The 25020-nt window shown below is 41.7% G+C and carries 19 protein-coding genes; 12 read left to right on the top strand and 7 right to left on the bottom strand.

The window, feature by feature from the left end; translation table 11 throughout:
- Positions 1 to 57 precede the first annotated feature (57 nt).
- Complete coding sequence (locus ACRD69_RS20510; RefSeq protein WP_430817014.1) at positions 58 to 1134, top strand: CDP-glycerol glycerophosphotransferase family protein; 1077 nt, start codon at positions 58 to 60, stop codon at positions 1132 to 1134.
- A gap of 21 nt (positions 1135 to 1155) precedes the next feature.
- Here the strand turns inward: ACRD69_RS20510 and ACRD69_RS20515 are convergent, their stop codons facing one another.
- Entirely contained in the window at positions 1156 to 2058 is a 903-nt protein-coding gene (locus ACRD69_RS20515) for an adenylyltransferase/cytidyltransferase family protein (protein ID WP_430817015.1), read from the bottom strand.
- 178 nt (positions 2059 to 2236) lie between these two features.
- Here ACRD69_RS20515 and ACRD69_RS20520 point away from each other — a divergent pair, with 178 nt between their 5' ends.
- The 4 genes from ACRD69_RS20520 to ACRD69_RS20535 all read left to right on the top strand — a co-directional run bounded on the left by ACRD69_RS20520 (position 2237) and on the right by ACRD69_RS20535 (position 7445).
- Positions 2237 to 3328 (top strand): glycosyltransferase family 4 protein, encoded by a 1092-nt coding sequence (locus ACRD69_RS20520; RefSeq protein WP_430817016.1) that lies wholly within the window; start codon positions 2237 to 2239, stop codon positions 3326 to 3328.
- Positions 3329 to 3435: 107 nt separating this feature from the next.
- Positions 3436 to 5271 (top strand): LTA synthase family protein, encoded by a 1836-nt coding sequence (locus ACRD69_RS20525; RefSeq protein WP_430817017.1) that lies wholly within the window; start codon positions 3436 to 3438, stop codon positions 5269 to 5271.
- Between the two features lie 30 nt (positions 5272 to 5301).
- Positions 5302 to 6579: a peptidase U32 family protein gene (locus ACRD69_RS20530; RefSeq protein ID WP_430817018.1), complete on the top strand. Its 1278-nt coding sequence runs from the start codon at positions 5302 to 5304 to the stop codon at positions 6577 to 6579.
- Positions 6580 to 6641: 62 nt separating this feature from the next.
- Complete coding sequence (locus ACRD69_RS20535; protein WP_430817019.1) at positions 6642 to 7445, top strand: DUF2797 domain-containing protein; 804 nt, start codon at positions 6642 to 6644, stop codon at positions 7443 to 7445.
- A 3-nt stretch (positions 7446 to 7448) separates the two neighbouring features.
- On the opposite strand, the gene ACRD69_RS20540 is transcribed toward ACRD69_RS20535, so the two are convergent.
- The gene (locus ACRD69_RS20540) at positions 7449 to 9077 is read right to left on the bottom strand and encodes an endonuclease/exonuclease/phosphatase family protein (RefSeq protein ID WP_430817020.1); all 1629 of its coding nucleotides are present in this window, start codon (positions 9075 to 9077) and stop codon (positions 7449 to 7451) included.
- A 2-nt stretch (positions 9078 to 9079) separates the two neighbouring features.
- Positions 9080 to 11335, bottom strand: a complete 2256-nt coding sequence (locus ACRD69_RS20545) for a GH92 family glycosyl hydrolase (protein ID WP_430817021.1) — start codon at positions 11333 to 11335, stop codon at positions 9080 to 9082.
- Positions 11336 to 11680: 345 nt separating this feature from the next.
- Between ACRD69_RS20545 and ACRD69_RS20550 the strand changes: the two genes are divergently transcribed.
- The 4 genes from ACRD69_RS20550 (at position 11681) to ACRD69_RS20565 (ending at position 15368) form a co-directional block, all read left to right on the top strand.
- The gene (locus tag ACRD69_RS20550) at positions 11681 to 12826 is read left to right on the top strand and encodes a hypothetical protein (RefSeq protein WP_430817022.1); all 1146 of its coding nucleotides are present in this window, start codon (positions 11681 to 11683) and stop codon (positions 12824 to 12826) included.
- A 68-nt stretch (positions 12827 to 12894) separates the two neighbouring features.
- Entirely contained in the window at positions 12895 to 13617 is a 723-nt protein-coding gene (locus ACRD69_RS20555; protein ID WP_430817023.1) for a histidine phosphatase family protein, read from the top strand.
- 43 nt (positions 13618 to 13660) lie between these two features.
- Entirely contained in the window at positions 13661 to 14602 is a 942-nt protein-coding gene (locus ACRD69_RS20560) for a TRM11 family SAM-dependent methyltransferase (protein ID WP_430817024.1), read from the top strand.
- Positions 14603 to 14660: 58 nt separating this feature from the next.
- Positions 14661 to 15368, top strand: coding sequence for a glutamine amidotransferase-related protein (locus tag ACRD69_RS20565; protein ID WP_430817025.1), 708 nt, complete (start codon positions 14661 to 14663; stop codon positions 15366 to 15368).
- Between the two features lie 148 nt (positions 15369 to 15516).
- Here the strand turns inward: ACRD69_RS20565 and ACRD69_RS20570 are convergent, their stop codons facing one another.
- The 4 genes from ACRD69_RS20570 to ACRD69_RS20585 all read right to left on the bottom strand — a co-directional run bounded on the left by ACRD69_RS20570 (position 15517) and on the right by ACRD69_RS20585 (position 21655).
- Entirely contained in the window at positions 15517 to 16680 is a 1164-nt protein-coding gene (locus tag ACRD69_RS20570) for a nuclear transport factor 2 family protein (RefSeq protein WP_430817026.1), read from the bottom strand.
- Between the two features lie 317 nt (positions 16681 to 16997).
- Entirely contained in the window at positions 16998 to 19256 is a 2259-nt protein-coding gene (locus ACRD69_RS20575) for a GH92 family glycosyl hydrolase (RefSeq protein WP_430817027.1), read from the bottom strand.
- A gap of 157 nt (positions 19257 to 19413) precedes the next feature.
- Positions 19414 to 20388 (bottom strand): ROK family protein, encoded by a 975-nt coding sequence (locus ACRD69_RS20580; protein ID WP_430817028.1) that lies wholly within the window; start codon positions 20386 to 20388, stop codon positions 19414 to 19416.
- A gap of 286 nt (positions 20389 to 20674) precedes the next feature.
- On the bottom strand, positions 20675 to 21655 hold the full coding sequence (locus ACRD69_RS20585) for a hypothetical protein (protein ID WP_430817029.1): 981 nt from the start codon (positions 21653 to 21655) through the stop codon (positions 20675 to 20677).
- A gap of 192 nt (positions 21656 to 21847) precedes the next feature.
- Between ACRD69_RS20585 and ACRD69_RS20590 the strand changes: the two genes are divergently transcribed.
- From ACRD69_RS20590 to ACRD69_RS20600, 3 genes are read left to right on the top strand one after another with little or no spacing between them, the layout of a single operon-like run.
- Positions 21848 to 22477, top strand: coding sequence for a TetR/AcrR family transcriptional regulator (locus ACRD69_RS20590; protein WP_430817030.1), 630 nt, complete (start codon positions 21848 to 21850; stop codon positions 22475 to 22477).
- A gap of 10 nt (positions 22478 to 22487) precedes the next feature.
- Entirely contained in the window at positions 22488 to 23825 is a 1338-nt protein-coding gene (locus ACRD69_RS20595; protein WP_430817031.1) for a TolC family protein, read from the top strand.
- 56 nt (positions 23826 to 23881) lie between these two features.
- Complete coding sequence (locus ACRD69_RS20600; protein ID WP_430817032.1) at positions 23882 to 25012, top strand: efflux RND transporter periplasmic adaptor subunit; 1131 nt, start codon at positions 23882 to 23884, stop codon at positions 25010 to 25012.
- Positions 25013 to 25020 lie beyond the last annotated feature (8 nt).

The following is a 25020-nucleotide window of genomic DNA, read 5'->3' on the forward strand; positions in this document are numbered from 1 at the left end:
TTGGGCCACATTTCTTTAATTAATATATCTTTGTGATAAATTCTTAAAGTGAGTGAAATGACGTGTTTTTTCGATGTGCAAAACATCTATTACATTCCTCAATACTTCCCGGTATGGAGAGAATTAATGAAGCGAGGCCATACATGTAAACTGGTTGTGTATGAAAATACCAATAAGGAATCGTTAATTAATCAGGTTTTGAGTCAAATAGGTGTTGACTATGTTAAAGTCCAGGGCGAAGAGCACGCAAAAGAGCTTTATTTGAAAGAAAAGCCAGAGTGGATTTTCTTCGGAAACAAGTTCGGTTCACTTGACTTAATTCATAAGCATTCCAAATCTATCCAGATGGGGCATGGTATTGGTCCCAAAAGAAGTTACTATAGAAAGTCTGATACTCCTATGACCGTTCGGTTTATTGAAGGAGAGATGCGCCTGAAGGTCATTGAAGATATGTACCCTGACGATAACTTCGTTCAGGTTGGCTTCAGCAAACTTGATCCGGTATTTGATGGTTCTGAAGCGGGATTGGATCTGAAAAGGCTGGGACTCGATCCTCAAAAACCTACCATATTGTACGCTCCAACCTTTAACCCTACTTCAATAGGTTGCTTTCCAAAAGATTGGGTAGATGATTTCAAAGAATATAACATTCTGATTAAACCCCATTCATTCACTTTTGCTTTAACAAAAAGCCGGTATATTAAAGATCAGAAAAGGATTAAGGAATGGGCTAAATACTCTAATGTATACCTGGCGGACGCAGATGAATATTCGTTGGTCCCTTTCCTGAAAACGGCAGATATTCTTATTAGTGAAGCATCATCAACGTTATTTGAATTTGCAGCCTTGGATAAGCCGGTTGTTATTTGTGACTTTTACGATTTAAAATGGTCTTACAAAGGCATCTTTAAGTACCGTTTTAAGAAACGCTTTCTAACGGAGTCTGTCATTTATCAGGACCTGGGAACACATGCCGTTAACTATAGGCAGGTAAAGCAGAAAGTAGAAGAAGAAATGAATAATCCGTCTAATTACAAGGATAACAGGAAACAATATAACAAAGACCACGTTGGGCCAACAGATGGAAAAGCATCTGTCAGAATTGTGGATTACCTGGAGAATTTTGGGAAATAGATAGTAAGGAATTCAGATGTTCTATTGATCATCTGAATTCTCAAGCAAGTTAAGTGCTTTCTTCAAAATGGTAGAACTAACATTCGGGGTATAATCAAAATATACCATGTCGCATGTTACAGGCGGATATTTTCCTTTCCAATCTGAGCCAACAGAGATAGCATCTATTTTGTACTTATCTACAACACTTTGTTTGTTTTTATTAACCTGGGGAATCACTTCATCCACATATTTAACAGAGCTGATGATGCGGTAGCGTTCTTCAAAGGGAATCACAGGTTTACGCCCTTTAGAAGCCATGATAAGCTCATCGGTCGATACACCAACAATCAGGTGATCACAAAGCTCTTTTGAGCGCTTCAGAATGTTCAGGTGCCCATAGTGTAATAGATCAAAACAGCCTGAGGTATACATCCTATTATATTTTTTAACACTTGGTGTCGCTTGCAGAAGACCTCGTAAATAATCTCTTACAATAGCTTTTTGCTCTTCTGAAATTGTATTGTTGTGAGATGCCAGGTTGATAGCTCCCGGCCATGAATTATCAGTAAAGGTAAAGTTTGCATATTCTGCAGACTGACTGTATCGCGGAATGACATGAAAATGAACCTCCGGATCAACCATCATTAACATCAGGTAGTTTATTTTTTCTGCTTTAAGTTCCGGTTGTATACTCAGTTCAATGTCTTTAGTTATAAGTGACATCTCCTGCATGGCATCCTGACTGATGGCATGGAACTGGTTAACATCTTCTTTGCATATTAATATCATAGAGCCCAATGTAACCTGCTCCGGACGCAGTAATAGCAGCCAATGGCTATACTCTTTAATTAAAGAGTTAGGATATCCAAATTTTTTAAGCGTATCTGTAAGCATTATCTTCCCGTTATCCGTTTGTGGTATTCTGATAGAAAAGTTAACCATCTTTTAAACTGTCATTAACTTTACCGGCACAAAGGTAAAAATAATTGCTCAAGCTGCCGGATATCTTTTATCAATTACAATTAAAAGACTATCTTCGTTTCCTCTTATGTAAACTTGGAGAAGCACAGGACTCCTTATTATTGTAAATTTTAGATGTATTTAATCATAACAGTTTTAGATGAATTTATTATTAATTAATTCAATAGGCAGGCAGAAATGGGGTGGTGGCGAAAAGTGGATGGTGCTTGCGGCTTCTGAATTAATTAAGAAAGGGCATCAGGTACATATTGGTTGTCGCATAAACTCGGTTCTTGAGCAGCGAGCCAAAGAAGCCAATGTACCAGTTGTGAGAATAGATATCTATACTGATTTTAGCATTTCAGGATATTTACAATTAAAAAAGCTGGTTAAGAAACACGGGATCGAATTGATCATAGGTTGTCAGAATAAAGATGTAAGGGTAGCTGGTTTCATGTCTCGTATGACAAGCGGCCCAATTGTTTTAAGCCGCCAGGGTGTTCAACTGTTGAATAAGTCAGGGAAATATAAATGGAGCTTCTTGCCCTATTGTGATGGTATTATCACTAATACCAATTCCATAAAGAAAGAGTACGACAGTTACGGATGGTGGGACGATGACTTTGTTAAGGTTATATACAATGGCATCAATGATAGCAATATATCAGATAAGCAACTGGATTTAAGCAGATACATACCAACCGGTATTGAAAATCCATTGGTGATTGTATCAACGGGGCGATTGGCGAAGCAAAAAGGATTTGAATATTTAATAGAAGCTGCAAGTTCAATCGTCAAGCAGCATCCAGATGTTTTCTTTTTTATAGCCGGAACCGGGAAATTGGAAATGACATTGAAACGTCAGGTGCATGATCTTGGGCTTGATAGGAATGTTCACTTTTTGGGCTTTCAAAAAAACATCTCTGAGTTGCTGAATGCCGCTCATCTGTTTGTGTTGCCATCCTTATATGAAGGGATGCCTAATTCATTAATGGAAGCATTGGCACATGGTATTCCCGCAGTAAGTACCCGTGTTAATGGCGTTGAAGAATTAATGAAGGACGGGGAGCATGGATATATTGTTGAACCACAAAGTGTATCGGCTTTGGAAAGGGCAATTGAACAATTAATTCTTGATACAGAGTTGGCAGAAAAGGGACAACGAGGAGCTGAACATGTTAAGGATAAATTTTCCATTGATAAAATGGTTGACAGCCTTGAAATACATCTTCTGAAACAAATATCTAAATAAGCCCTAAGCGGCAATTTCTACATTTCATTCACATTATACGTGAGGTTAAGTTTCAACTGATTATTTTTGCATCTCAAATCAGATCATGTAATTAAATAATTAGGTTAATGATTAAACCATTTTTATATAAGTTTCTTCGTACATTTTTATTTTGGTTATTGTTTTTTGCTGTTCACCGCCTGGTGTTTATGCTGGCTAATTGGCAATATTCAAATGGAAGCCCTCTCGGACAGCTGCTTTGGTCGTTTATTATTGGTATACGGTTAGATAGTTCGTTTACTGGTTATATAATGGTGATAAGTGGTATTAGTATGCTACCTGTTGTTTTAATTAAGCGTCGAATTCAATTCTGTTGGTTCAATGGTATTACTAAGGTGTTAATAGTTCTGTTATCAGGGTTTTTACTGGGAGATGTTGTTCTTTACTCCTTCTGGGGCAAACACATGGACAGTGAAGCCATTGGTTTCCTGCAAACACCCGATGTTGTTATGGCATCATTACATTGGTACCAGTTAATATTGTTTATAGTGGTATTGGCGGTGTTGTCATTTCTGATGATAAAGCTTTACAAGTTGACCACGAGGGTGAAATTAACTATCAAAGAGCCTCAGAATTGGAAATATACACTTGCGACTGCCGGTATTGTATTACTTGTCACCGCTAGTATGATAGGGCCTGTCAGGGGGAGTGTGGGAGTAGCACCTATTAACACGGGTGTCGCCTACTTTTCTTCGCATCGTTATGCTAACCATTGTGCCATCAATCCATTGTGGAATTTAGCTTACGACATGAAAAAGATGGATAAAACAAAGGTGCGTTACAAGTATATGGATGACGAGAAAGCCAGTGCAATCTTTGATCAGTTAACGAAGCACTCGGGTCAGTACCAATCAGTTTTAAACACAGAGCGTCCTAATGTGGTGGTTATTCTTCTGGAAAGCTTTGCTGCCTATATTATCGAAGATCTGGGGGGCAAGGCGGTTACGCCTAATATAGACCAATTAATGTCAGAGAGTATTTTGTTTAGCAACATAAGGGCTGCTGCCAATCGTTCTGACAAAGGTTTGGTAGCCACGATGGCCGGCTACCAGGTGATGCCATCTTACTCAATCATTCGTTTTCCTGAAAAAACCAACTCATTGCCATTTCTGCCCCGAAAATTAAAAGAGAACGGATACCATGATCTGACATACATGTATGGAGGAGATATCAAATTTAAAAATATGAACTCCTTCGTTAAGCAGGCCGGCTTTGAAAAGGTCATTTCCATTGATGACTTTGACTCTGACCAACAAGGAGAGAAGTGGGGTGTGCACGATGAATATACTTTCCGCCGCCTGGTTCAGGAGATGAAAGCTTCGCAGGAACCTTACTTTAAATTCTTTTTTACCTTGAGCAGCCACGAGCCTTTCGATGTGCCAATGGAGCGTATACATGAAAATAACTATTATAACTCGGTTGCCTATACCGATAAATGTATTGGGGAATTTATTACAGCAGCTAAAGAGCAAAACCTTTGGGATAATACCTTGTTTGTTTTTATAGCTGACCATGCTGTTCCGGGACCTGAGCTTGTGCCGCTTGATGATATTGATTACGCGCGTATTCCAATGTTTTGGACTGGAGGTGCATTAAGTGTTAAGGATACGGTAATCAGTAGTTACGGCTCACAAACAGATTTAAGCAGAACCATACTGAGTCAGTTAAATATTAACGCAGATGAATTTAAGTTTAGTAAAAACATATTGGATGAAGGTGTAAATAAGTTTGCATTTAATATTATTGCGCCAGGAGGCATTTCGTTTTCCGACAGTAGTAGTTTTCAGTTTTATGATACTAAGATCAACCGTTTTATTAATGTTACAGGACAACAAACGGCAGAGGACAGTTTAAGAGCAAAAGCTTATTTACAAGTAGTTTATAATGACCATCAAAGTCGATAGTTCCGGCAGAACGAGCAAAAAAGGTATAACATGCAATTAACAGATAATTTGAAGAGAGAAGATTTTGAAATAATGGCACCGGTGGGCTCCTATGAGTCATTGCGGGCTGCTATACAGGGAGGAGCTAATTCTGTTTATTTTGGAATTGAGCAGTTGAACATGCGGTCGCGTTCATCTAATAATTTTTCAAACGATGATTTAAGGGAGTTGGTAAAGATTGCCAAAGAACACGGTATCAAAACCTACCTCACCGTTAATGTTGTCATATTTAACGAAGAGCTGGATACCATGCGCGAGATCATTGATGTTGCCAAAGAAGTGGGTGTTACAGCTGTTATTGCTTCTGATCAGGCAGCTATCAATTACGCCCACAACAAAGGTGTTGAGGTGCATATTTCAACCCAGGTAAATATTTCAAATGTTGAAACGCTTAAGTTTTACAGCAATTTCGCTGATGTTGTTGTATTGGCCCGTGAGCTGAACATGAACCAGGTAAAGGCCATTCATCAGTCCATTATCGAAGAAGATATCAGGGGACCGAAGGGGAAACTGATCCAGATAGAAATGTTTGCTCATGGAGCATTGTGTATGGCAACGTCAGGTAAATGTTATATTAGCCTGCACCAGTTGAATGCTTCTGCTAACCGTGGAGGTTGTCTTCAACCCTGTCGTCGCGGATATACTGTGACGGAAAAAGAATCAGGCAATCAAATGGACCTGGAGAACGACTACATCATGTCGCCAAAAGATCTGAAAACGATCCATTTTCTTAACAAGATGATGGATGCCGGTGTCCGCGTCTTTAAAATTGAAGGACGCGCCCGCTCGGCTGAATATGTAAAAACGGTGTGTGAGTGTTACAACGAGGCTATAGAAGCAGTTATAGATGGCACGTATGACGAAGAAAAAATCAGTGACTGGGATACGCGTTTGTCTGAAGTGTTTAACCGTGGGTTCTGGGATGGCTATTATTTAGGGCAAAAGCTCGGTGAATGGAGCCATAACTATGGTTCACGGGCCACCAAAAAGAAGATATATATTGGCAAGGGAATGAACTACTTCCCGAAATTAAAAGTAGCTGAATTTCTGATGGAAACACAATCACTTGAGGTGGGTGATGAGATATTGATCACAGGACCAACAACAGGTGTCGTACAAATGACAGTACCGGAAATGCGCGTGGACCTGAAACCCGTTGAAAAAACAGTAAAGGGCGAACGATTCAGCATCGTGGTGGAAGAGAAAATACGCCGTTCAGATAAGCTTTATAAAATAGTCAAAGCCAAAGAGGACGATCTACAAAAATAAGCGTTCGGGATCGATTTGCATTTCAACGATGAGGTAAATAACAGGGCAGTAAAAACAGATATATGGAAGCACAAGGCAATTTGTTAAAAATGAAAAGCAACTTCACCAACGAAGCTGTGGAATATCAATTACGATTGGGTGATGAGCTGGTCGATTTAAACCAGTTTATCGGCAAATCAATAGAATTGCAATACCAAAACCAAATTAACTGTATCGCCTGCGGTAAACGTACATCTAAATCTTTTGCCCAGGGCTTTTGCTACAACTGTTTTCAAACGGCTCCTGAAGCCGAAGAGTGTGTTTTAAAACCTGAGACATGCCGCGCTCACCTGGGCGAAGCACGCGATATGGAATTTGCAGAGGCTCATTGTCTCATTCCACATTATATCTACCTGGCCGTTTCTTCGGGCATAAAGGTGGGAATTACCCGTAATACCCAAATACCTACGCGCTGGATCGACCAGGGAGCTTCACAAGCTGTTATTATTGCCGAGGTACCTAATCGTCATATTGCCGGGGTGATGGAGGTGTTTCTGAAAGATTACTTTGCAGACAAAACAAACTGGCGGAGTATGTTGAAAAATGAAGTGGCCACGAGCATTGACATTGAGGCAGAAAGAAAAAGGGCTATTGACCTGTTGCCTGCCGAACTAAAGCAATATGCCAAAGCAGATGAAACGGTGTGGCGGTTGAACTATCCGGTTGACGCTTTTCCATTAAAGCCTCAATCACTCACATTTGATAAGGAAGCTTCCATTAGCGGGACCTTGATGGGAATAAAAGGGCAGTACCTCTTGTTAGATAATGACAGGGTACTCAACATTCGCAAGCACAATGGCTACCTGGTCAGGATAAAAAGTGAGTAGCCACTATTGCAAAATCACTTCATCGATAAAAAACCACGATGGATTGCCATTACCGCTGTGTGATTCGGGCAATAAACCGCCATTGTAAATAGAAATCTTCACATAGCGGGCTGCTGCTTTAAGCGGCAAATGATATAAGAGGCGCTCATTGGTGGCCTCATTAAAAACAGGCTGTATATCCTGCGTTGCTACCTTGGAGAAGTGAATGCCATCATCCGATGTCCTTACTTCAATTTTTGATGGAGACACGATCCACTGAGCCGGTTGCGATAAAGCGGATACATATAATTCGCTGACCGTACTCTTTTGCTTAAATTCAAACAAAAAGTCATTGTCTGTGCCGTTAAATCCACACCAGCTGCCATCGCTTAAATCATTGTCGTTACCTCGTTTTCCATCGAAAAGTGCCTTGTAGCCTTTTGAGAAGTACTTTTTATCGGGCTCAGGGACGACCTCGGCTAAGCGGGCCTTAGATTGTTTCTTTTTAATAACTGTGCTCGAAACAATAGCCGATGGATACATATTATCAGTGTATGATCTCGCTTTAACCGTTTGACTTTCTTTGATCATAAGTGCCTTTTTATAAAGGGCAGATGATGGATCGGGCTGTTCGCCATTCAAGGTATAGAAAATATCTGATTGTGCTCCCTGTGGTCTGATCTCAACGAGCACAGAATCGTAAAAGCACCATTGTGCCGGATTGATAATGGGAACCTGGGCATTTTGCAACAGTCTTTTACGAGGGCCCTGTTCACTTCTCCTGTTATGCCTGAATACAAATTCAGCCATGATAGGGTAATGGTCTGAGATAAAGACATTATTCTTAATAACCTGGTGTGTTGTAAAGGATTTAATATCAAAAAAGCCATTGGTAAAGATATGATCAATAACTATTTCGGGAGTCTCAGGATCAAAGCCATTAAAAGTCTGATGGTTGGTGTCCTTACTTTCAATGGGTAAATAGCGGGTGTCCCACATTTGCAAATAGCCCTCCCAGTTATTCGTAAGGGTTGTGTACATGCGTTCTGATGGCTGGGCATTAAAATCACCCATTAGTATCACCGGTGCCTGACCTGCTATTGTTTTAATCTTGTTAAGCAGTAAAATAGCACTTTCATTGCGTGCAAAGGCACTCACATGACTAAAGTGGGTATTAAACACATAAAAAATGTAGCCATTGGTCTTGTCTTTTAGTTGCAGCCATGTAACAATACGCGGTAACACAGCCCCCCAGCTTTTACTTCCCGCTATTTCAGGAGTTTCTGAAAGCCAGAAATGTGATGACGCCAGTAACTCAAATTTCTCTTTGGCATAAAAAACCGGCACAAACTCCCCGCTATCATGTCCATCATCACGACCAACTCCTGTGTATTCATAATCAGTCAGCTGCTCACTTAGTTGATCTAGCTGACTTTTAAGTACTTCCTGAAAGCCAATAATGTCAGGCCGTTTTTCATCCAGAAATTCATAGACCAGTGCCTTCCTGTTGCTCCATGCGTTAACGCCATCCTGTGGATTGTCGTAACGGATGTTAAAGCTCATAACTTTAACACTTTTATCTTCGTTGGTGCAGTAATAAAGAAAGCAACCAACAGTGACAATAACAAACAAGAGGAGGGTTCTGGTAGTCATGCTTAATGGGTGTTGTTGGGACTTGTGCCCAGTTTGTATTTAATATGTCCTAATTCAATCAAGTCCTTATGACTGATAAAGTAACGGTTGTATGGCCGTCCGTTTATTTCAATGGATTTAATGTAAATGGCATCTTCTGATTTATGTTCCGACTCAATAACGATGGACTCCTTATTATAAATGCTCTTATCGAGGTGGATGGTCACTTTATCAAATACCGGGCTTGATAGTGTATAATTCATATCACCGGGACAAACGGGGTATATACCCATCATGCTGTAGATCAGCCAGGCCGAAAGTGTACCCGTATCATCATTACCCGGTAATCCGGCCGGTGAATTGGAGTAATAGCGACGTATGCAATCGTGTACCTGCCTCTGTGTACGCCATTCCGATCCACTGGCATAGTTAAACAAATACGGATAGCCCATGTCAGGTTCATTACTCATGTCAAACAAGCTATCTTTAAAACACTTATGCAGTTGTTGTACAAATTTGTTTTTACCACCCATTGATCGTATGAGTCCTTTGATATCATGTGGTACGGCAAAAGAATATTGCCACGATGTTCCCTCATGAAATCCATGTACCGGCTGAAAATTTTCACCCTGAACAGGGTCAAAGCCTTCCATAAACTTACCGTCTTCAGTAACCGGTCGCAATAAGTTGTAGTTTTTGTCGAAATACTTTCGGTAACCCAGTGAGCGCTGATAAGCTTTTTTATAAGTTGCTTTATCACCCATTTCATTGGCCATAAGAGCCAGGTTGTAATCGGCTACATACAACTCAAGGGCCTGTGATACCGAGTTGTCATAATCTTTAAGAAAAGGGATATAATGCTCTTTGAGATAGAACTCATTGTCGTGGCGGATAAAGTTGTCTTCTATCGTATTGGCGTGCTTTAACATGGCTTCATACGCGGTTTCCACATCAAAGTCAGTGAGACCACGAAGGTAGGTATCGGTAATAACAATTAATGCAGGATCACCTTCCATCACGTCTGATTCCCTCCCGTATATTTCCCATTTGGGCAACCAGCCACTTTCCTTATACATATCCACCATGCTTCGGACCATATTAAGCTGCTTTTGCGGATATAGTAAGGACATCAAAGGATGCACGGTTCGGTAGGTATCCCACAGTGAGAATACCGTGTACCGTTCTTCGTCATCGACATTCAGTATGGCATCGCTTTCCATTGCCGGATACTGTCCGTTCACATCCTGTAGTATGTTAGGGTGTAGCAACAAATGATAGAGAGCAGTATAAAACATTACTTTATCATCACGGGTGCCACCTTCAACCTCAATAACTTTTAGTTCATTGTTCCAGTTATCAAAGGCATTTTGTTTGATCTGTTCAAAGGATAGATTGGTTTGCTCTGCGTCAAGGTTTTCGCGCGCGTTTTCAATACTTACATAACTAACCCCAACCTGCACTTCAACCTGTTCGCCCTGGCTGGCATCAAATGTAAAGTAAGCACCTATCTTTTCACCCGACAATTCCCTGTTGTACTTTTTGTAAAGTTTGTAGGTACCGCTTGTAGAGCTCCAGTTGTGTCGGGCCTCCGGTAGCTTATTATGGAATTTCCAATAGCCGCTTTGCATGTTGTCACGCTTGACTCGAACCACAAAATACACCGGAATAACAGCTTGCGGACGGTAACAAAATGTTCCCATCATTTTGTAGCCTTCTATCTCATTTTCAGACACGCGTTTGATATGAGCTCCTGACTCGTTGGTTAAGCCGTGACCCAGATCAAGCAAAATGTTAGCCTTGCCTTCTGGAAAGGTAAACCGGCTGATACCCGAACGGGTAGTGGCAGTTGCCTCTGCTTTAATGTTATAACGCTTAAGTTTACTGGTGTAATAACCCGGAATGGCTTTTTCATCAGACATGGTTGTGCCATAGTCATTGACATCCACATTCAGTTCACCTGTTGTTGGCATTACAATAATGCTTCCCAGGTCAGGGCATCCGACACCACTCAGGTTCACGTGTGTAAAACCGGTCATCCATTCGTTATTGTAAACATAGGGATTGCTGCACCAGCTGTCGGTATTGGAATACTCATTACCTTTGTGGGGTGTCACATTAAATGGTACGACCGATACCATTCCGTGGGGTACAACCGCTCCCGGATATGTGGCGCCATAATTGGTAGTGCCTATAAACGGATTAACTAATTCAGCGGGTTCCTGAGCAACAGTCAAAAACTGAATCAGTAAACCTAACGTAAGGAGTGCAAAATTCTTCATATCATAGCTTTGGATGCAAATTAAAGGTATAATCTTATTTACTCAAAAGCACCTGTTTTTAGATGGATGGAGGTAATGATTTGATTACTAGCTTAATATTGTGGATGAGCGGTTGTGGTGCAGAATATGTTTACCCTGAGATTGCACATAAATACGACAAATTGTGGCTTCGGTGCCTTATTCATTCGATCCGAAGGCACTTATTAATTAAGCAAGCCACTTTGGAGTATTCCGGCTAACATGTAAATGTCGGTATATTGCCTTATGGCCTTCTGTTGCCATTTCTCATTGTTTATATCTGATGCTTTTATGTTCTTCGTATATTGTTCTAAAATTCTAAACCTTATGAAGACGTTTTATCTATTACTGTTAATGCCAATGATAATAGTAGCATGCGGCAAACCCATCAACGATAGCAACACCAATCAGTTTCAACAAATCCGTGTAGGTATTTTTGACACCAACGGTGATAGTCCCGGATGTATCACCGATGCCTATGAGGCAATACGGATTGACTCAATGATGATACCCGAAATTATTGGTGCAGCCACTATTATGTCAGATGAGGTGTTTAATTACGATTTATTACTTTTTCCCGGCGGATCGGGAAAGGCCCAGACCATTAAGTTAGGTCAACTGGGTATGAAGCGGGTGCAGAACCTGGTAAACGAGCATGGCATGGGCGTGCTGGGTATTTGTGCCGGTTCCTATGTTTTGTCACAAACCGGGGGTTATCCCTCTCTTGATCTGAGTGGCTTTGAGGCCATAGATATTGAGCACGACCACCGCGGGCATGGTTTGGTCAAATTCTCATTGACAGAAGATGGTAAGGCATTCTTCCCCGAGTTGAATGGAGAAGAGGTATGGTATTCGAAATATTATGAAGGACCGGTACTGACAGAACCTCAAAACCAGTTGTTTAATGGAAAATCATTATCAACCATGTTAAGCGATGTTCACACGGTTGAAGGTGCTCCTGCCAATATGACCAATAATCGTCCTTTTATTACCGCTACAGAAGCTGGCAAAGGCAAAGTGGTAACTTTTGTCGGACACCCTGAGAATACACCCGGAATGCGCTGGATGATACCACGCATGGTGCGCTGGGCTACCAATAGCGAGCAGATAGGATACCCTGCAAGCGTTGTACGTCCGCACATATATAAAGGGGAGTTGCTTTATACTAGTGAACAGTTAAAAAAACAAGGGGAGTACTTTGATATGCTATGGGGCACTGAACAGGAAAAAACAGTAGCCATTAATAGTTTGGTTGCGCAGTCCTCATGGTCGGCCAAGAAAAAAATAATTGGTTTATTGCGTGATGAGTCTCCTAAAGTCAGGTTGACTGCAGCTAAAGCCATTGTGGAGCTTGAACGAACCGATGCGATGAAAGACCTTGAAGTGGCAGTGGCAAATGAAACAGACAATGCCTTAAAATCAAAATTGGAAGAGTATTTACAGGAGTTGCAAGGCATGTTAGGAAAAAAATAAACCTTAAATACTGGTCAGGTTAGTACTTGTTTATTTAGCTTTGTACCATTAATCAAAAGCTTGATTGTGTGAAGATAAAAAGGTCAGTCATAAATGTATTAGTTGCATTGCCACTGGCATTGTTGGCTGCCTGCGCCGGAAAGCAAGGGCTAAGCAATGATGCCTATTACAATGGATTTGATGATGGCCGGGCCTTCACAAACATTGAGGCTGCTGATAGCGGGACCATGAAAATATACCTGATCAGGCATGCCAAACCCAATGTGAAAAAGAGAAAAATATGCACCTCAGCTATGGCTCAGGCCTATGTTGATGCCTACGCCCAGGCGCCAATAATACCTTTTGACAGTTCACTGCTTAGCTATGATCTGCCATTTGATCAAACGATTTATTGTTCCAGTTTAAGGCGGGCCCGTGAAACAGCGCTGGCCATCTTTGGGGAGAATTATCACTTTGTTGTTGATCCGCAATACAGGGAATTTGAAACACGCATTATTGCACAGCAAAATACCTTTTCCTTACCGCTTATTGTTTGGCAAACGCTAAGCAGGGCAGCGTGGGTTTCAGGTTTAAACCAAAGGGGTATAGAAAGCTATACAGAAGCCAAAGAACGGGCGCAGCGTGTGGCTGTCAACCTGGCACTTGCAGCAGAAGAGCAGCATACGGTTGTATTGGTTGCACATGGAATGCTCAACCGTGCCGTTGCCGGTCAACTGAAAAAAAATGGCTGGCAAATTGTGCAGCGACAAGGACATATCAACATTGGCGCAACTGTGCTTGTAAAAGAATAAAAGAGACTATAAAAACGAATGACAGATCTGTTCATTGACTAACATGACGACTCACAACTATATTTACACTTTTAAGTTCGACACGCATAATGAACAGTTGTGTAAGCTTGAATCACGACAATTATTTGGAAGAGAAGCAAGTAATAAGCTGCTGTTTTCCAATGTGCTGATTGATCCCTCAATAAGCCCGTTCATTAAAAACCGCTTTGAAATTATTTCATCGGCAGACGACTATGCCGGTTTGCTGAAAATAATTAAGGATAAAAGCATTTGTGTTGATGGTTTTAAAGTCGAATACATGGTGCTGGATGGCGATACAACAGGTTATGCCGAAAGGCTTACGAAACTTAAAGATGTTGGTTATTGCATCGAAGGTGATCCGGACTATGTTAAGCCATCCATCATTTATTCCATATGTATGTATGACGTTACATGGTATTTTGGGATACTCGAAAAACACGATACCAGCTGGTTTAAACACAAAAATAAACCCTTTTCATTCAGCAGTGCCATTAACATGGACATTGCCAAGGCCCTTGTCAGTATTGTGTCAAAAGGCGATAACAACAGGCGTCTACTGGATGCAGGTTGCGGCGTTGGCACGGTTATGCTCGAAGCATGTATTGCGGGTTTTGATATTGAAGGCTGCGATATTCATTGGAAAGCCTGCCAGTCGACCCGTAAAAACCTGGCACATTATAACTATACGGCCAATGTTTATCGCACCGATCTGAAAGACCATGGCACCAGCTATGATGCAGCTATAATTGATCTGCCCTATAACTTGTTTAGTCATTCCGATGACGATAATGCGTTGCACATTATTGAATCGGCAGCCAAGCTGGCCAGCCGCCTGGTGCTTGTATCCACATCTGATATTAAAGAACTGATACAGAGATCTGGATTAACACTGGATGATTACTGTGCGGTTGAAAAGAAGGGGAAAAAATTCTCAAGGAATATATGGGTGTGTGAAAAGAACTAAGGCGCTAATCATCTTGCTATTGTTATCACTGTTAAAAACTGATGTAACATAAATAACCATGCACATACATTTTATTATACACGAGGCATTTGAAGGACCGGGAGCCATCAGGCAATGGGCCCTGAAGAGGCAATACAACTGCACATATACGCACTTGTATGCAGGCGATGCTTTGCCTCAGCATTGTAATGATTTTGATATGCTTATCGTAATGGGTGGGCCCCAGTCGCCCGACATGAGCCGGCAGGAGTGCCCTCACTTCAACAGTGGGGCTGAGCAGCAACTGATAAAAATGGCTGTTGACAGTGGTAAGATCGTTTTAGGAGTTTGCCTGGGAGCACAGATGATCAGTAATGCCCTGGGGGCAACAACAACAGCAAGCCCGTTCAAAGAGATAGGTTTATATCCGGTTACTTTAACCGAAGCGGGAAAAAAGGATGCCTTGTTTACGGATTTTCCTGAAGTATTTGATTGCGGGCATTGGCACGGAGATATGCCAGGACTAACAAAAGACGCGGTTGTTCTGGCACATAGCGAAGCATGTCCGCGACAAATTATCCGCTTTGCCCCAAAAGTATATGCTTTTCAGTGTCATTTTGAATTCACGCCTGATGATATTGATGCGATGATAACCAACTGTGCGAAGGAACTGGAAGAAGAAAAGGATGCAGCATTCGTCCAATCGGTCGCTCAATTGCGGGCCAATGATTACAGTGGTGCGAATGCTTTGTTATTCAAATTGCTTGATCAGTTGGTAAAACGGTGATCAGTAATCATCAATTACAGGTTCTATGTCTGGTCGATCAACTCATGTCACTGTTCTAAACCATTATTGCGCGTAACCAGGTCGAATGATCATTTTGGCTACGCGCAATGGAGGTTATTGAGGTGCATTAAAACACCTTACTGCCAGCCTATTCTTTTATAGGATTGGTATTAATGGCATGAACGATTTTCCAGTTGTCATCAATATTTCGCCATACAGAGGTAAAGCTCCCTTTTAACTCAACCTTATCACCTTCTTTAGGAGTTGCGGTATAAGCAAATATTTGAGTAACAGTAGCAATGTTCTCAGCTGGTACCTCAACTGTTTCGCTTAGTATTTCAACATTCCAGGCAGTATACATATCGTGTGCTTTGTATACCCTGTCAACAAATTCCTTATACGAATCAAGGGCCTCGCCATTGACAACAAAGCAAAACTCAGGGCCGCTGTAATAGTTTTTCACGTATTTACCAACGTCGCGTGAGTTATAGTCGGCCACGAACTGTTGAGCCTGAACCTTTACCTCGCTGGCAATCATTTCGCGTTTAGCCATCCACTTGGCTTCTTTACCCTTCTTTTTAGACATGGTGAACTCATCATTGACCTCATAGGCTTTTTTATAGCTCTTGGCAGCCTCTTTATAGGATTTAACCGCCATAAAATAATCGCCTTTTGAATCATATGGATTGGCCTTGTCAGGCGCCATTTCTATGTACTTGTCGAAGGATGCCTTAGCTTTGTCAAACTCCTTATTTGCCATGTGCATATAGCCTTTGGTATTGTGAATTGATGCCAGCTCAGGACTCATCTTTGCACATTCGTCAAGTATGCTCAATGCTTCAGCCCTTGTTTCGTCATTGCCACCAAGGTTATAGGCCAGCATGGTTTTAGCAAAAATGTTTTTGGGGTATAACTTAACTAACTGACGACTTTCAGCTATTGGAATGTATTTAGGATCAGCCTTCATTTTGACAGCACCTTCCTTCAGAACTTTTTCTCCCTTGTTCATTTTTCCCGTGTAGTCTGCCATCTTATCCAGTGCAGCTTCCCTGCTGGCTTTATCGCCGACAAGGGATTGCAAAAAGTAAGCCATAAAGAAATTGGGGTCGGCTTCCAGGGCTTTCTTATTAACTTTCTGCATTTTAGCAAACTCTACATCGTAAACAGCATCCATGGCTTCGGTGTAGAGCGCTTTGGCTTCTTTAGATTTTGTGGTAGCGGGCAAATACAAGTCCTGTGCAACTAAAGGAGCAACCATCGCCATTAGCAGAACTGTAAGCAGTCCCTGCCTTATTAAAGTAATCTTTTTCATGATAGGTGTTTTTATAATGAATAACAGGGTATTATACACCCAAAATAACATTCTGTCAATAGATTGAATATGGAATGTCGAACAAGTGATACTGCCTTCTTGTTAAAAACGGCTTTCGGCGTTCAGGCTGAACTGAAAATTTCGAGTGTTCGAAAAAATAATATAAGTCACATTTTCACCAATTTGCATGCTGTTAGTAAAGACCTTAAGGTCTGAACAATAGGCTGGCACAAATTTGCAATCCGTGTCTGGTATATAAAAAAAGAGAGGTGAAAATTCACCTCTCCTTAACTACTAACTAAATGTTACAGTATTTACTATTTACTCATTGAAGGAGGTAATGCCGAAACACCCCATTCTTTGGCCGGAGCCGATCCCATAATAAGTTTCAGTTCACCACCCTTCATCATTTCATTATGGGTAAACCATGAACGTTCCAAAGCCGCGCCATTTAAGGTGGCACTTTGTATATAAATGTTCTCTGGTGAGTTGTTTTCCGTTTTGATAATGAATGTCTGTCCGTTGGCCAGTTCTATTTCAGCTTTGTCAAATAAAGGTGATCCTAAAATATAATTACCATCAGCCGGATTGACCGGGTAGAAACCCATTGAGCTTAACACATACCAGGCCGACATCTGACCGCAGTCTTCATTACCACAAAGACCATCCACTTCTGTCGTGTACATGGTGCGATGTATTTCATTAACACGTTCTGCGGTTTTCCATGGTTTACCAACATAGTTGTAGGCATATGCCACATGGTGACTTGGTTCATTCCCGTGCGCATACTGTCCGATCAATCCACTGATATCAGGAGATGCATGCTCACCTTTAACGGCTTCGTCAATGGTGAATAATGAATCCAATTTGGTAACAAAATTATCTGGTCCGCCATGTAAGATGACCAAACCGTTAATATCGTGGGGGGCAAACCATGAGTATTGCCATGCATTACCCTCAACATATTCGTCGTCGCGGTGAGAAGAGTATAGCGGATCAAACTCTTTCTTCCATTCGCCATTGGCCAGTTTACCTCGCATAAATCCTGTTGAAGCATCAAAATGATTTTTATAATAGGCGGCTCTCTTCATAAATTCCTGGTAAACTTCTTCGTTACCAATTGATTTGGCTACTTGTGCGATACACCAGTCGTCATAAGCATATTCCAGTGCTTTGGAAACCGATTCGTTTTCAAGGTCTGCAGGCAGATACCCGTATTCACGATAGTGATTTAAGCCTTCATGATCGGTCATGGCACTGGCCACCATGGCTTCTAAGAGCTCATTGCCATCAATATCGGTAATTAAGCCCTTCTGCCAGGCGTCGGCTATAACCGGTATGGCATGGTATCCAATCATACAATTGGTTTCATTTCCAACAAGCTCCCAAACCGGAAGCAAGCCGCTTTCGCGGTAAATAGCCATAAACGAATGGATAAAATCATGGACCTTATCTTCCTGTATCATTGTAAACAAAGGATGGCTGGCGCGGAATGTGTCCCACAGTGAGAATACTGTATAACGCTCAAAACCTTCGGCTTTATTTACTTTCCCATTCAGTCCTTTGTATTCGCCATTATAGTCGGAATGAACATAAGGGGCGATCATGCTGTGGTACAATGCTGTATAGAATATTGTTTTAACATCTTCTTCAGGTGTTTGCACCCTGATCTTACGCAGTTCTTTTTCCCATGCATCAGATGCCTGCTTGCGCTGAGCAGTAAAATTCCAGTCCGACATTTCTTTTTCAATGCTCAGGCGCGCACCGTCGATGCTGGCCGACGATAAACCAACCTTAAGCTGTAAAGGCTCTTCTCCGGCCTTATCAAACGATAATACAGCTCTTACATCTGCACCTTTAAGTTCATTGGCAGCCTGTATCTCACCACCTTTCACCACTTTAAAATCGTTGATGGGCTGATTGGTTTCAATGACAAAGTACAACCACTGGTCACTGGCCCATCCTGATGATTTGCGATAGCCGACAAAGCGTGTGTCAGATTCCTTTTTGATGTAGGTGTCAATGGCCTTATCCCAGTTTATGGCATGACCCAGATCGATTATAACAGAGCGATCATCGCCGGGTGTAAACGAATAACGATGCAAGCCCACACGTCGCGATGCTGTTAGTTCAGCTTTGATGCCCTTGTTAAGCAGGTCAACAGTATAGTAACCGGCTTCGGCCGTTTCATGGTCGTGTGAGTAGCTGGCTTTGTAATTGTGTAAAAAGCCTTTACCACCTGCGGTGGTATCAGAAACTACTTTTTGGTTAGTGGGAAGGATTATTAAGTCGGCCAGATCCCCAATACCTGTTCCGCTCAGGCACATGTGGGCAAAACCAACCAACTCCGATGATGAGGTATGATAGCCAGACACCCAGTCCCAGCCATTGACACCGTTAACCGGACTTAACTGTACCATGCCAAATGGGGTTGTGGCTCCCGGAAAGACATGTCCGTGAGCACCCGTTCCGATAAAGGGATCAACGTAGGTCGTTAAACGTGTCTCTTCCTGTGGTTGCTGACATGCCATCATGCCCAAAAGGGACATGGCAGCAAATAAAATCTTTAGCTTCATGTTTAGTCTATTTAATTATTTCAATTACTTACCAAACAGAAGTTGAAGTTAAAAACCTGTATAAGTCAGACGATAATTGAGCGAAGACGAATGCATGTTTTGAGCAGCGATCCGGCTTCGCCCATAAAGCCTGTAAACTTATTTCACATGTGGTGGCTTATTGCTCCACTTGTTCAAGTTCTTTCCATACAATGGCACTGGCACCTAATACTGCGATCTTGGCTCCATCTAATTTAGAAGGTAAGAGCTGCACTTTGTCACTGTATAAAAAGCACATGTTCTCTTCCATGTGTTTCTTAGTTGGTTTAAAAATGTAATCGCCGGCCTGTGCCAGACCACCAAATAAAAACACAGCTTCAGGACTTGAAAAGGCAACAAAATCGGCAATTGCACGTCCAAGCATCATACCGGTTTGTTCAAATGCTTCAAGGGCCAGCTCATCGCCTTTAACAGCTGCATCATATACCATTTTAGAGGTAAACTGACCTGATGGCACCTTGCGCAGATCACTCGGGATCTTGGTATTGGCATTCAGCTCTGAAACGGTACGGCAAATACCTGTTGCCGATGCATAGGTTTCAAGGCAGCCTTTGCGACCACAGCCACACTCACGCCCGTTACGTTCAGTGATAACATGACCCAGCTCACCTGCAAAACCATCATGGCCTAAAACCAGCTCGTTATTGACAATAATACCACTCCCAACGCCTGTACCTAATGTAAGCATAATAAAATTGCTCATGCCCCTGGCACCACCATACATTAATTCACCCATGGCGGCTGAATTCGCATCATTGGTCAATGCAATGGCCGGATAATCAAAATACTCACGCAGTAACTTAACAAAAGGCACCACGTCGCCCCAGCCCAGGTTAGATGCACCAACAATTTCGCCAGTGTAGTAGTTGCTGCTTGGTGCGCCAACACCAATGCCCATTACTTCAACTTCTTCATCAAGCTCATAAACTGTTTCATTGATTTTTGCACTGAGTACATCGAGGTAATTTTTCACGTCGGTATTGGTCAGTGTAGGTGTCGCTGATTCGGCCAGCAGATTACCCGACCTGTCAACAACGCCAATTACCGTATTGGTTCCACCAATATCAATACCAATTGCTACTTCTTTCTTCATCTTTAAATGAATTTTAGTTTTAATTAAACACTTGTTGTTTTTTGGTTGATGGATTTAAGTAAAAGCGCATTAATACTTAAACCCGCCTAAAGATAAGATTTAATCAAGAGCCAAAAACAAGTGCCGGCATATATACCTCGTTCAAAATGTAAAACATTTACAAACTCGATCAACATCTATCAAATGTAGCCATTTAAGAAGTAAGAGGCGGACCAAAAAAGGTGTAAGCAGATGGTTTTGACTACAATTATACGTAATTTGAACAAGAGACCACCCGCCTGAAACATTATCGCATGCCTTTGCCAAACAATCCTTTCTGTCGCCCCTGGCGTCGGCCAAAATAATACGTTAAGTCAAAAAACGGCAGTATGGCGGTGCCATTCGTATCAACATAATTGGCAAAGGAGAGAATGTAACCAAGGGAAACCGATATGCGGGGTGTAATGAGTGCTTGTAACTCTGTATTTTGTTCCAGGGCACCGTTTCCCGAGAAATCGCCTCTGAAATATTTAAAGCCGCCACCCAGCATTAGTATTGGCGTCATCTGCCAGTCGGCGCGCAATTTGGCATAGGCCGTATAACCCGATCCTGTCAAAGCCGGACTGCGGTTAGCCAGCATATGTCCTTTTAATTCCTGCAGATCTGAGTCGCCAAAGGGAACACCAAAGTCAACTCCAATGCCACCCGTTATGATAATATAGGGTTTATCACGACCACAGCGTTCATTATTCATTATTAATCGCGATACCATTAATTCATTTTTCATTGATAAGATAAACGGGATCTCTTCAGCCGGATCGAGAATTGAGGTGTAGTTGCGATGATTGATCCAGTTCAATCCTGGCGTGGCTGAATAAAAACCGTGCTTTGATGCAACATACCATTGGTCATTTCTCCAGCGCTTTTTCAGGTACAGGTTAGGGATCCAGTAATTAAAAAACAGGTGCGATGATAATTCGAGTCCCGGTTTTAAGCCATAGCGCGATGGATTGACCAGGCTGATATTACCCGCCCTGTTATAAACCGTGTTGGCGGTTTCACCATGCCATAGCAGGTCATCCCGGTTATCATTCTGACGAGCACCCATTGGTTGGTTGGGGTTAAATGCGTTGCGTTCATCTTTCTCGAAGGCATCTTGCTGTCGCTTCTTTATCTCGCGCTTCGATGTGCCTTTATTGCGCTTGAATTTCTTTTTGCTTTGTGCATCAATCTGACCGCTCATGCAGCAAAGCAGTATAATTATCAGTATATAAAATGATTTTTGCATAGCATGGTACTTTCTTTATGAACGCAAATATGCAGCTTATAGTCTATCGTTTAGAGAATAAAGGATGAGTGACACTAAATTATTGATGAACATTATTTGTCAATGCGGGTTTATTTTACCTAAATAGAAACTTAGGAAACTTTTAACACAAATTAAGTTTCCGCGGGATTAAAAGTTTATACATTTGCACCCATGGAGTCGAAAAGATTGGAAATTACCGAAAGTGCTCTTAAACTTTTTTGCCAGTATGGTATCAAAAGTGTGAGCATGGATGACATATCCCGTGAGCTGGGGATGTCGAAAAAAACCCTTTATCAGTATATCAATGATAAGAATGATTTGGTAGAGGGCGCTTTAAACCTGGCTTGTAACCAGGATTGTGAAGCCATGTTGGTTTTTAAACGCAAAGACCTAAATGCCATTGAGCAGTTTTTTGAAATGAAAAATATGGTTGAGCAGTTTATAGGTCAGTACCAGCCAACTATGATGTATGATTTGAAAAAATACTATCCGGCATTATTAACCGATTTTCAGGTTAAACAGAAGGATGTTCATATTGAAGCCTATCTATCCAACCTGAAACAGGGGCAGGAGGAAGGTTTATATCACGATGATATTGATATAAGTGTGATCGCACGCATGCTGTTTGCTCATGGCATATACACTTTCGACGATAGTAACGGGCTGTTCACCGCCAGTGAGCTGCGCAATATGAATCTTTATACCGAGGTATTTAAATATCACTTTCGTGGTGTATGTACCGAAAAGGGCCTGGAGGAAGTAGAACGACTATTTTGTGAAAACAATGACGAAAAAAAATAAACACACAACTATGAGAAACACATTATTAACAGCGCTGATGTTGGCGGTATTGGGCATGGCACCCGTCAAAGCCCAGACAGAAGGCGATTCATTGGCTTTTACGCTTCAGGAGGCCATGAATTATGCCACTGAAAACGCTTTTCAGAGCAAAAGCGCAACTTATGACATTGAGGCGGCCGAAAAACGGGTATGGGAATATATTGCCATTGGTTTACCACAGGTTACTGCCGAAGGTCAGCTGACCGATAACCTGTCCATTCAGGAAAATGTGATTACCATGACTCCTGATGATGGTTCGGAGCCGATGGTTCTGAAAACACAATTTGGCCAGCAATACAACTGGAATGCTACCGGTAACGTTAGTCAGTTGTTGTTTGACGGGACCTATTTACTTGGAGTGAAAGCCAGTAAAATTTATGTGGCCATTAGCGAGAAGAATAAAGTAAAGACGCAGATCGATGTGAGACAATCGGTGGCTGAGGCATATTATGTGGCCTTAATTGCCAAAAAGAACCTTGAGACTTTTAAAAATAACCTCAGGGTCAATGAGCAAACCTTAAAAGAAACCGATGCTTATTATCAAAATGGCTTTCGCGAGCTGACTGATGTTGATCAGTTAAGGTTAATGGTAAATAATTCACGCAACATGGTGCTGGATGCAGAGCGTCAGCTGACAATTTCAGAAGCGGTACTGAAATATGCCATGGGGGTGAGCATTGATCAGCCCATTAAACTCAGCGACAATATTGACCTGCTTTTATCGCCGGTTGAAGCATTTATACCACAGGCAAATAATTTTGATGTAAAAACACACATTGATTATTCAATCCTGGAAACACAGGAAGATGCTCAGAAAACGCTGATAAAAAATGAGCAAGTGCAGTACCTGCCAAAGGTCAATGCCTTTTATAATATCAGTTACATAGAGTTTGGTGATGATTTCGGCAAAATGGATAACACCAATTCACAAATGCTGGGTCTGTCACTGACCATGCCTATTTTCCAATCGGGCAAACAAAGCGCCAGGGTCAAGCAGGAGAAGATCAACTACCTGAAACTGCAAAATGAAATGCTTCAGATGGAAGAAGGCCTGAAGCAGCAATTAATGGTTGCCGAGTCCAATTTTAAAAATGCTCAGGCTACTTATCTGAATGATAAAGAAGGTGAGGAAATTGCTTTCAGGATATATGACCGAACAAGAATCAAGTTCACCAAGGGACTTTCGTCAAGTGTGGAACTGTCTCAGAACGAAGGTCAATACATCCAGTCTCAGTTAAGTTTTATTCAGTCGACGCTTAACTTACTTGATACGCATATTAAGTATCAAAAAGCAATCAATCAATTATAATGGATACAATCAGAGTGATGAACGTAATAAGAAATAATCCAAATCAAGCATATCAAATGAAAAAGATAATAATATTAGCAATGGTGGCATTGGCCATTATTGCACTGGCCAGCTCATGTGCTTCCAAAAGCGATGATGCAACCGCCGCTAAACAAGAAGAGCTCAAACAATATAAAAGTGAGCTGAGCCAGTTGAAGAAGAAGATCGCTAAACTGGAGAAAGAATTATCATCGGGCCGCACAGAAGGTGTGGTGAACGTGGTGGCTACACCGGTTGAAACCGGTTTATATGAGCATTTTGTTGATGTTACCGGCCAGGTTGAAACAGATAAGAACATCATTGTGAGCCCTGAGGCTGCTGGTAAAATTATTTCAATAGAGGTAAAAGAAGGTGATAAGGTTCGTAAAGGTGATATCCTTGCCCGCTTAAATACCGAAATGACCAAGCGTTCGTTAAAGCAGGTTGAAATTAATCTGCAATTGGCAACAACAACCTATGAGCGTCAGGCCGATCTTTGGGAACAGAACATTGGTTCAGAGATGGAATACCTGCAGGCCAAGTCAAGCAAGGAAGGTTTGGAGCAACAGAAAGAGGCGCTGGAAGCACAATTGGACCTGGCGGTTGTACGTGCGCCGATAGATGGTATTGTTGATGATGTTATTCAGAAACAGGGAGAGATGGCAGGACCACAATTGCCATTCGCCCGATTGGTAAATATCGACAATGTGTACATCACGGCTGATGTATCTGAAATCTATCTGCAAAAGATTAAAGCAGGTGATAAAGTGGCTATTGAGTTTCCGGTTATAGAAAAGAATATCGATGCCACCATCTACCGTTCTTCATCAGTAATTGATCCGGGTAGCCGTACTTTTCGTGTACGAATTGACCTGGCCAATAAGGCCAATGATATTAAACCAAACATGTTGGCAGTACTGAAGTTAAGAACTTTCGCCGCAGAGGATGCCATTGTAGTTCCATCTATCCTGGTGAAAAAGGATTTCAGTGGTGAGTTTATCTTCGTAGCCGAAGAAGTTGAAGGACAGCTTCGCGCTAAAAAGCGCTACATTCAAACAGGTATTAAGGATAATAACAATACGCTTGTTACCGAAGGCGTTAAGCCAGGTGATATGGTTATTACCAAAGGCTATGCACAGGTGGTTGATGGTTCAGCAATTTCAATTTAATCCTTAGC

It is taken from the genome of Carboxylicivirga agarovorans, assembly GCF_050589845.1.
Classification (GTDB): Bacteria; Bacteroidota; Bacteroidia; order Bacteroidales; family Marinilabiliaceae; genus Carboxylicivirga; species Carboxylicivirga agarovorans.